The 8,812-nt window shown below is 41.0% G+C and carries 6 protein-coding genes; 1 reads left to right on the top strand and 5 read right to left on the bottom strand.

The window, feature by feature from the left end:
• The 4 genes from AC5590_RS10080 to AC5590_RS10065 form a co-directional block, all read right to left on the bottom strand.
• Window positions 1-1,132, bottom strand: a 1,132-nt coding sequence (locus AC5590_RS10080; protein WP_211178756.1) for a tetratricopeptide repeat protein, incomplete at its 3' end; no start/stop codon positions are given.
• Between the two features lie 42 nt (window positions 1,133-1,174).
• On the bottom strand, window positions 1,175-1,807 hold the full coding sequence (locus AC5590_RS10075; RefSeq protein WP_169268589.1) for an ATP-binding protein: 633 nt from the start codon (window positions 1,805-1,807) through the stop codon (window positions 1,175-1,177).
• Between the two features lie 276 nt (window positions 1,808-2,083).
• Entirely contained in the window at window positions 2,084-2,578 is a 495-nt protein-coding gene (locus tag AC5590_RS10070; RefSeq protein WP_248277414.1) for a hypothetical protein, read from the bottom strand.
• 27 nt (window positions 2,579-2,605) lie between these two features.
• Window positions 2,606-3,406 (bottom strand): AAA-like domain-containing protein, encoded by an 801-nt coding sequence (locus tag AC5590_RS10065; protein ID WP_246162604.1) that lies wholly within the window; start codon window positions 3,404-3,406, stop codon window positions 2,606-2,608.
• Window positions 3,407-3,959: 553 nt separating this feature from the next.
• Between AC5590_RS10065 and AC5590_RS10060 the strand changes: the two genes are divergently transcribed.
• A complete protein-coding gene (locus AC5590_RS10060; protein ID WP_169268588.1) occupies window positions 3,960-5,705 on the top strand; it encodes an ABC transporter ATP-binding protein in 1,746 nt (581 codons plus the stop codon).
• A 121-nt stretch (window positions 5,706-5,826) separates the two neighbouring features.
• Here the strand turns inward: AC5590_RS10060 and AC5590_RS10055 are convergent, their stop codons facing one another.
• The gene (locus AC5590_RS10055) at window positions 5,827-8,262 is read right to left on the bottom strand and encodes a CHASE2 domain-containing protein (protein WP_169268587.1); all 2,436 of its coding nucleotides are present in this window, start codon (window positions 8,260-8,262) and stop codon (window positions 5,827-5,829) included.
• Between the last annotated feature and the right edge of the window lie 550 nt (window positions 8,263-8,812).

Genomic DNA, 8,812 nt, shown 5'->3' with positions numbered 1-8,812 from the left:
TGGGAAAGAGAGTGCGATCGCCCTGACTAATATTATTCGTGATATTATTCTGTTGCGTAATACCCGCCACACAAAAAATACCATTAACTACTTTATATTGACCTGGACGACAAGGAGTTGCCCACCTATAAAAGACAAGTCCACTAGCAAGACTCACAAGGGCAATTGTTCCTGCTAGTGCTGCAATCCTCTTTAAAGGAATTTCCTGTGCTGAAATCGTCTGTAATTTGTTCTTAATTTCAACCTGGTAATTGCTGTTACTTATAGACTGATAAGGGCTTGGAGACTCGAAACTTTTAATTTCTTTCAGTCTTTGCAGTGCTGATATTCTATCAGGCTGAAGTTCCAAAACTCTGTTGTATTGGATCTTTGCCTGTGTATACTGTCTTTGTGTTGTCAACTCACTACCATATCTTTCCAACGCACTTAAAAGTGCTTCTTTATTACTTATCGGATCAACTTGGTTTGCTCGTTCGTAAAGTTGTAATGCTTTGTCGAAATTTTTTAATTCCAAGTTTAGCTTAGCTAGTGGTACCAAAGTGGGAAAATGATTGGGATTCAATGCTAAGGCTTGGTTATAAATATCGAGTGCTTGTTGCTTTTTTTCTTTTTTATTCTGTTGACTAGCTGCTTTGCACAAAGCATGAACTTCTTCTTCTTCAAACTTCTCCAATTCCCGTATTTCTTGCCTTAGTGGGTGTCTTCGCGCTAACCAAAGACGGACAAATTCAATTTTGACTCTACGTTCTGTATTATCCAAGAAACCTTTTTTGGCTAGTTGGTTGATAGCTTGAACCAGTTCTTCTATTTGGATAACTCCATAATTTTTAAGTAAAGATAAGGGTTCTTCTGGATATCTTTGAACTTTATGAATAGCATTGTTTTGTGATTCTACTATAGCAGACAAAACGACTTTCTCTGCAATAGTTAATCCATCCCAGAACCATGCTAGTCCACCTTCTGCCTGCTCAATTGCTTTTTCTATTACATTTTCCACATCCGTACGAGTGACTATCCAGTTTTTATTATTTTTTGCAACCAATAAAATATTGAAGCAAATGACTTGAATAAAATAAGGATGCCCTGCTGTGAGTTCTACAATTGCTGTGATGGCATCCTGGGCGTATTCCAAAACACCTTGAGTTGGGTTACGAATTAGCCGCTTAGCACTTAGCTAATCTAGAGAACCAATTTTTTGATAAGGTGCACTCCTAAATAGCTTAATCAAATTTTTTAAATCACTGGGATGTCGCCCAGCAACCGAAATAATAAATAATTTCTCTTGCTGTTTTAGAAGCTTTTCTAAGTAAGGAAATAAACCTAAACCTTTCTCAAGTATGTTGTTGGTATCATCACAGATAACATCAAATTCATCTAGCAATAGCACCAGCTTCCTTCCACCTATTTTCTTATAAATTTGAGGTAGAAAGTGGCTAGAAAATATATTTACATCAGTTTTTAACTCTTTCTGTGTCGGCAGTTTGATATTATCTTGGTTTAAATCCAGTTGGTTGACAATTTCTTCACTGACATCATGTAGAATCTCACATAAATCTGATTGAGCGTGATGTTGTAAATCATAATGAACAAAAGCAAACTCACTTGGAGCAATCCTGTTGGGAATTTGTTTGAGTACAGAAGACTTACCGATACGTCTGTGACCATGTAACAAGATAAATTTTATATTCTGTCTCAGATTGTCTTCAATGAAACTTAACAGACTTTCTCTACCAAAAAATTTGTTAGGCTCATTAACCGGAATGCCAACAATATAGGGGTTTGGTATCATACATTTGGCATCATACATAATCTTTTCTAGCCTTTTATTCAATCATGTCTTGCAGTCGTTATAAGAGGTTATTTATAAAGTAAAGATTAAGTAGTCCAGTACGTTATGGCTTTGCTGTAAAACACCACTATATAACATGGTGTTGCCTTGCTTCGATGATGTTTTTCGTTAGAAATCATATCGAAAGGGTTCGCTGAACACAACGTTAGTTAAGTGTGAGGAGCATCCACATTACTTTTCGCTCCTAAACTAACTTTATTTTTTCTTGATAAATGACCTCTGAAAAATCAGCTTTTATGGTAACCCCCCCAACAGTCTGCCAGATATTTCAACAGCAGAAGAGAGTTCATTTTTATGTTGCCAGAGCCAATTCGTAAACCTTGTGACTTTATCGACTTGCTCGTGGCTCATCAATTTGAGAAAGACCCTTTGTCGTTTTTGGATATCAAAATTTTCAGTGTTCCAAATTTCTTGAATGACGAATCGCTCCATCAGCGATGAAGTGAAATCATAGACATTTTTTAATTGCTTGTTTTCGATACTTGTTTTGCTAATGATAACTCCTTGTTCTTCCAAATTTTTCAATTCGCGCTCTCTTTGAGTAAAGATAAGATCAATTCCACTCAAATCAAACTGTTTGTTGTTGTGCAGACGACCATTAGAAATAGACAGAGCAATCAGCATTAATAATGTCCGTTCTTCTTCACAGCAGTTTTCCCAAATAATTTGGAAAATATGTCTGGTATTACTTTCAAACTCCCTGACAAACTCATCATTAATTTTTCTCATACCTTTCAGCCTCCATTGGATCAATGCTTAAAAATTAAAAAGGTTGTATAGATGAAAGCCTGCAATTTGTAGCAAGGTTGGGTGTCTACCAGCCATTTGAGAAATGTTTTCTCGTAACTGTAGTGTCATTTGTGTTGTTAGTGGTTTAAGTAGTTCCTCTACTTCCTGTTCAGTAAAGAGCTGTAGATGAAGGAAGAGATAGTGATTAAACCAAGGAGAGGCGTTTAAATTGAGTGTGGGATTAAGTTCATTGAGGCGCTTGCGTGAAGTCACAATCATTGAGAGATATTTACTCTCGTGACAGTGAACAGCCAAACTACGACACTCGCTCAAAAATGTTACCATATCAGCCTCAGCGTATTTTTCATTTGGGGAAAGGACAACGTCAAAATCATCTACTAACAGCAACAAAAATTTATTTTGTCTCCCCAATTCCTTCAACACATGACGCAGGCTATTTCTACTTGCTCCACCTTCTCCTAAAAATGTTTCAATTTCAACTTGCAATTGAGATCCACGATCTAACTTATCGTTTATCTCTTTGAGGACTTCTTCCCAAAAACCATAGGGAGTAAAGGGAGTAATACTCTCGCAACTCAGAAGAACAACTACAGCTACAGATGGATCGAGTCCATGTTCTTCCATAGTTTGGGGAGAAGCCAATTTTTCCAATAAAGAGCGCTTCCCCATTCCTGGACCTCCCCAAATTGCTACATGTCCGCGAGCATTCACCAAGGCGCACGCAGCTGCGATTTCATATATCCGCCCGACAAAACGTTCTGGGGCTACTGGTCTTCTGGGAGTGAAGGGATTTGGTAACATCACCATGTGATCTCATAATTTAGAAACAATTTTTTGGTAGATGCACTTCACAGTAAATTAATACGAATTTCACAGGATTTTGTTTCTTTTTTTCAAGTATAAATTAAAATTATCCGAGAAGTCACTGATTGTGAGGCGTTACATAAGTGCATTTTATTTGAGATAAAGCAATACAGCAGAAACTGTACGGTACGGCCTCTACATACTGTTATCTATTATGATCCAAAGCGGAATAGCCATATTCCTGAAAGAAAGCACATAATAAGATCAGTAAATATTCAGGAACTACAAGAGAATTTAATGTAACGTGAGTACTTCTTACCTTCCTGTGTCATTCATGTATCATGAGTGAACAGTGCCCACTCTACAAATTATGGTTTTTTTGTAAGTTTCCTGAGATTTGGCACCATTACCAATTAGGGGTGTAAGGCGTAGAAAATCGCCCCCCTTCTTTCCTCCCTGTTCCCTGTTCCCTGTTCTCTCTCTTTCTACATCTTCAGAAACTACACAAAAGCCAATAGCGTCAAACAAAGCAGAGTCTTTTTGTGGATGTGACAGCTTGAAAACGCGCTCTAACTACTGGCAGCTTCTACCGTATATTCGACCCCAATGGCAAACTATCGTTAAGGGGTTCATTGGCATTTTAGGATATGTCCTGGCAACTTTGACGCTTCTGAGATATGTGCGTCAATTTGCAACTGTCTTTGGTGGGGGGGATTTGAAGGCGATCGCCCTACAACTTGCCATCATCGCAGCAGTCTTTCTGGTACGAGGCTTTTTTCAGTCCGTGCAAGATATCTACATGGCAAAAGCAGCACTAAGAGTTGCTTTCCATCTCCGTAATAAAGTTTACTCACACCTACAAAAGCTCAATCTCAGCTATTTTGAAACTGCAAAATCTGGTGATTTATCTTACCGCCTCACTGAAGATGTTGATCGAGTCGGGGAAGTTGTCCACAAACTCTTTCACGACTTTATCCCCTGCGTTTTGCAGTTAGTTGCAATTCCCATCTATATGATTTCTCTGAATTGGCAACTGACATTAGCCATAATTATTGTTGCACCCCTGATGGGTATTTTAATTGGTTGGTTTGGTGAACGGTTACGCCGATTCTCTCTTAAAAGTCAAAATCGCATCTCAGATTTGTCAGCAATACTCACGGAAGTTGTTAGTGGTATCCGCATAGTACAAGCTTTTGCTGCAGAAAATTACGAAACTGCCAGGTTTAGCCGGGAAGCAGAACGCACAATGAGCGCGAAATACTCAGTGGAACGGCTCAAAGCAATTCAAATTCCCATTGTGGGATTTTTGGAAGCTGTGAGTGCTTTAACACTACTATTCGTTGGCGCAGCGCAAATTGCAAATGATAACTTGACGGTGGCAGAGTTTTTCAGCTACCTGACTGCAGCAGCGTTGTTAATTGATCCTATCGGTCACGTTACGAACAACTACAATGAGTTTAAACAAGGTGAGGCATCTGTTGACCGAGTTTTTGAGTTGTTGGCGGTTCAGCCAACGGTAGTAGAAAAACCAAATGCTCTGTTGCTTCCCCCGGTAAGTGGTAAGGTGGAATATAGTCGTGTGTCTTTTGCTTACAAACCAGGTGAACCTGTTTTAAAAGATATTAGTTTGTTGGCACAGCCGGGAGAGGCGATCGCCCTTGTCGGTGCTTCCGGTGCAGGTAAAACCACTTTTGTCAATCTTCTCCCCCGGTTTTATGACGCAACTGCTGGTGAAATCTTCATTGACGGCGTTGATATTCGGGATGTTACCCTCGATAGTCTGCGGCGACAAATTGGAATTGTTCCCCAAGAAACCATGATGTTTTCTGGAACAATTGCCCAAAATATTGCTTTCGGGCAAGATTCTTTTGACATGGAAGCGGTAGAGAAAGCAGCTTCGATTGCTAATGCTCACCAGTTTATCACCCAACTAAGCGATGGTTATCACACGTGGGTGGGAGAGAGAGGGGTAAATTTATCTGGTGGACAACGACAAAGAATTGCTATTGCGCGTGCTGTTCTTTTAAACCCCAGAATTCTTATTTTAGATGAAGCCACATCTGCATTAGATTCAGAGTCGGAAGCTTTGGTACAGGAAGCACTGGAAAGGTTGATGGAGGGGCGAACTGTGTTTATTATTGCTCATCGGTTGAGTACGGTGAGGCGGTGCGATCGCATTTTAGTTCTCGAACGCGGGCAGATTCTCGAATCGGGAACTCATGAAGAATTGTTAACCCTGGGGCATCGCTACGCTAGATTCTACGCCCAGCAGTTTAGTAGAAGTCATGAATTCAAACAGTGAACACTTATCAGTTATCAGTAGTTACTTGTTTACTGTTCACCCTCCGGGAACGCCCGTCGCCAGGGCGTGAAAGATCCGTTCGGGTTCGCCCTATGGCGGCTCGCCATAGGGTGGCTGAGGATCACGGGCGTGTATCAGTCGGAAGATCCTGGCAGTCTTCTATCGAATTTTCATAACGACTTGGTAGTAGAGATGTAGAAACAGCCGATTGTGAACTGTCTTCGGATATTCCTGTCCAAGGTGTGGTGGGAGTGTCTATCTCTTCTAAAGAGATATTCCCCACTTTGTGTTGAAGCAAACTTCGTTCGCTGTGTTGACTACTCAACCTAGCGAGCGCCTCTAACGCCTGGGATGCAGATTGATAACGTTGTCGGAAGTCTTCCCGCACCATTTTAGTAAGAATATCTGATAGAGATTGGCTGACGTATGCCTTATCAACCCATTTCAACTCTGAGTTAGCATCTCTTTCTATCTCGTGGGGAGCCATGCCAGTCAAGGCTTTGATGCCAATCATGCCCACTGCATAGATATCACTACTATACTGTGGACGTCCGTAGCACTGCTCACTTGGTGCATAACCCCGAGTGCCAATTCCAATGGTGAAAGCAGTTTGCTCTGAATGATCAAGGATTTGTGTTGTGACTTCTTTAACGGCACCAAAGTCAATCAGAACCAGTTTGCCGTCTGAGTCTCGTCGTATGATGTTACTGGGCTTAATGTCTCGGTGAATAACGTTATTGTTGTGAACAAATACCAATGTTTCTAATAAATCCTGTAAAATCTCGATAACTCGTGTTTCCAGAAGCCGTTGACCTGGCAACATTTCCTGGCTCAGAGCATGACCAATTATATATTCTTGAACTAAATAAAATTCTTCATCTTCTTCAAAATAAGCTAAAAGTTGTGGTATCTGTTTGTAACTTCCCTGTTTTTGTAGAGCTTGAGCTTCGGAACTAAATAAACGTCTGGCGATCTCCAACTGCTCTGGTTTACTGTTAGCTGGTTTTAACTGCTTGACAACACACAAAGGGTTATTTGGAAGTTTGATATCTTCAGCAATGTAAGTTTCGCTAAATCCACCTGCACCAAGAACTTTGACAATTTTGTAGCGTCCATCCAGGATTTTGCCAGATACTGCCATCTCCCTTTTCTGTAACAAGTCTTTCAAGTCATCCTGCTGGCTAATGATTTCTTGAACAACACGGTCAGAGGGAAATTGGTTCATAATATTGACCAGTTGGATTTTCCTGATAATTTCTCTGGAGACTTCTGTTCCCAGATAAGCCAATCCAATCATGGCGATCGCCACCACCGGTACCGCAGTCGGCAAGATGAGTAAATTGTGGACAAAGATGAGATAGCTAATACCTCCCCAACTGATGGCAAGGGCGATACTAACGACAAATCTAGTTATACCTCTTTTTCTGAAGGCAATAATAACCCCACATCCACTGACTAAACAAAGCACAAATAAACCACGGATGAATGGATTCTTAATTGCTTCGGTGATTGCTTTATCTTGCATTAAAGTTGCGATCGCGTTGGCGTGAACCTCCACCCCTGACATTCGCTCTGGATACAACCAATTGCCCATAGCCGGAACTGAATGATAATCGTCCCCTTTGTCTGTCTTCGCTGTTGATCCAATCAGGACAATTTTGTCTTTAAAAAACTTGCCCTGCTGTAGATAGGTGTTCCAGTTTTCTGGATCGAGTACGTACCAAAAGGGGATTTGGTTAAATGTTCCTTCTGGTCCGTGAAAATGTATCCGATCGCCCTTAGGTGGAGGATAATCTACTTGGGCTGCTCTTAATGTTGCTTCATCAAAAGAGAGCATCTTCACTGTTAAAGCATCTTCTTTATCGATCACCTTGGAGTACTCGTTGGCCAATTTGTGAATTTTCCCATCTACCTCTAGAGGGAAATTTACAGTACCAATGGCGACAGATCCAGTACGAAACATTTGCCGGGGCTGTGTCAATTGCATGACTTGACCTTGATGTGTTTGAGATTCTTCGTAGAGTGCAGCCAGAGTCACTTTGCTTCCATAACGTTGCACCGACTCTCGCAACTTTTGATCATCTTCAACACCGTAACTACTTGGTGTACTAAAAACTACATCTACTGCCACAGAGCGTGCCCCTGCCTTGATTAACTTCTCAATCACCTGAGCATATGCAGCACGTTTAAAGGGAAAAGCTTGGAGTGGCTCAAAGAAACTATATTTTTGTGGATCTGCTTTATAGTATTGCTCGCCAAGTGATATTGACTGTTCATCTATTGCCAAAATCACAATCTCTTTTGGAGGAGTTTCGGGTACTCGTAGTAGATAAAATGTAGTTTGAGCTTGGTTTTCCATAAATTTCGCCAAGTTCAGGCTAGAAGCTGCCAGGAGTGCTGCACCCACTGCTGAAACACCAGCAAGTAAATGCCCCAAACGACCCAATCGCTTTGATCGACGTGCTAATACCGTCAAAGGTGCTTTTGTAGAAATCTTTGACGATCGATTGGCAGCAGAGACGTTTTTTTTGGTTAATGTAGTAGGTTCTGGTGCCATATCAGACTGCTAATTTAATTACGTTCAACATCTTTAATCTATTGACAGAGTCTTGAAGTGCAACACACCTGAAATGAAAATCTTATAGATTTGTAAACAATTTTGTTTTCTTCTCCAAATTTCTGTGAATGAAGCAGCCACCATTAGTGGTAGTTGTTGCGGTAGATGCACTCTCAGGCGGCTCCTCAAAAATTGTGAGTTCACAGTGGCTAAGAATTGTTTTAGTGATCAATAGGTTGGATCTAGTAAATTTTAGCACTATAACTGTACTCTTAGTTTACCTTATACCTGAACTAGGGGTATAGGGGTATAGGGGGAAATACATTTACGCTTGGGATAGAGAAAATGCATTTATTCTCTTATTCCCCTACACCCGTGACCCCTGTGACCCCCGTGACACCCCTACACCCCTGTGTTTCTTGAAAGCGCCCGACGGGCGGCGCACCACCCGCTACAAATGAAAGAAACACCTTTTTCACGCCAGATACCTAGGTCGGGAGACCCTCATCAAGTACTGGCTCACGCCACATGCACGCCACTTGCTACAACG

The sequence above is a fragment of the Brasilonema octagenarum UFV-OR1 genome, from assembly GCF_963888615.1.
In the GTDB taxonomy this organism is placed as follows: domain Bacteria; phylum Cyanobacteriota; class Cyanobacteriia; order Cyanobacteriales; family Nostocaceae; genus Brasilonema; species Brasilonema sennae.
Note: the sequence above shows the minus strand (reverse complement) of the source record. Positions and strands in the feature narration are given on the sequence as shown.

What these genes read in the sequence shown, in the direction of transcription:
- AC5590_RS10055 (WP_169268587.1), bottom strand. Translation starts at nt 8,262, where the DNA reads ATGGCACCAGAACCTACTACATTAACCAAAAAAAACGTCTCTGCTGCC.
- AC5590_RS10070 (WP_248277414.1), bottom strand. Translation starts at nt 2,578, where the DNA reads ATGAGAAAAATTAATGATGAGTTTGTCAGGGAGTTTGAAAGTAATACC.
- AC5590_RS10075 (WP_169268589.1), bottom strand. Translation starts at nt 1,807, where the DNA reads ATGTATGATGCCAAATGTATGATACCAAACCCCTATATTGTTGGCATT.
- AC5590_RS10065 (WP_246162604.1), bottom strand. Translation starts at nt 3,406, where the DNA reads ATGGTGATGTTACCAAATCCCTTCACTCCCAGAAGACCAGTAGCCCCA.